The 1,209-nt window shown below is 43.8% G+C and carries 1 pseudogene; it reads right to left on the reverse strand.

Annotated features, from left to right (window positions below):
* Window positions 1–125, reverse strand: a pseudogene (locus ACRC27_RS14415) (xanthine phosphoribosyltransferase); the annotation flags it as partial.
* Window positions 126–1,209: the final 1,084 nt, after the last annotated feature.

Raw genomic sequence — 1,209 nt, forward strand, 5'->3', positions numbered from 1 at the left:
GGTACCAGACCACCGCGGCTAACCGCGATAATGCCTTTCCACTGCTCGGCTGGCAGCAAACGGTGAGCCAATTTACGGGCGTGGATCTGCAGCATGTCCCAGCTGACGATATATTTTTCTGTCATGGCGATAACCCCGATCGCAACCCGTACTCAGCGGCATTGCGTTTCAATTTTGTTGGACGTAACACGTTATCAAGAATAAAAACGATTTCAGTAGAATGCCAGATAACCCGACAGCCTAGTGAAATCGGTCTTGGTATGCATGCAGTGGCAAACGTTTGCCAATTTACCTAAAAAAGAGCTAAAAACTGTTGGGGCGCGATTATAGAGACAACACCAGACAAAAACCAGTGATTCAGGCAGAGAATCTGCGATATATGCAATCTTTTGAAGGATTGTGCGGCCAACTGCTGCTTTTTACAGCACTGGTAAATTGCAGGCAAAAAAAACCACCTTCGCTGGAAGGTGGTAAAAATACCTAGGAATCAGGTGTGGGCCATCATAATTCACTGATAGACCAATAGGGATGAACAAAATCGTTCAATGTTGCCATCATTACCGGGCAGTGAAACCGGTAATCAGAAAATTCGGTAGCCGAACTCGCGTGGATAAACAAACTGTTGTCCGGTATAGACACCACGACGGTTCCAGAACAAATCGCAATAAATACCTTGCATAAATCACCTCATTAACAAGTGTTACTAAAGACCAATGCGGCGCCTTTAACTTGTTCTCAGTTCCTTGGAGGCGTGAGACACGGGCTTAATCCTTAAGCTTTCTAAAGTTGCGTTGCATGTTGTTGTGTTGCTTTTCTCAACGCTCAAAATAATACCACTTCGGAATTTAATTACAAGAAAAAGTGATATGAATCACGCAAAAACCTTTCAGCACCAAAATACCCCATCATTCTTGATCTAAAAATTACAGATAGAGCACAACAATTCAGCGTTTGCAACTCATTGTCTCATCACTAAAATGGCATGTGCCGCGCGGGTCACCGCTTTTACGGCCTGTCATGTGGGTAAAATCTATCGCAGAAAACGGCAGATCATTTTTTGCTTCTGCAATGGCAGTGGTATGCTGTGACTCATAAACCTGCATTTGCCAAATAACACGCTGTTTTATTTGACAACGTAGTTATAAATAGCGCAGGGTTGATTCCACTATTACTGACAATACGGGGCCACACAGCAGTATCCCTTCATTG

The sequence above is a fragment of the Plesiomonas sp. genome (assembly GCF_051650925.1).
GTDB lineage: Bacteria > Pseudomonadota > Gammaproteobacteria > Enterobacterales > CAMTGL01 > Plesiomonas.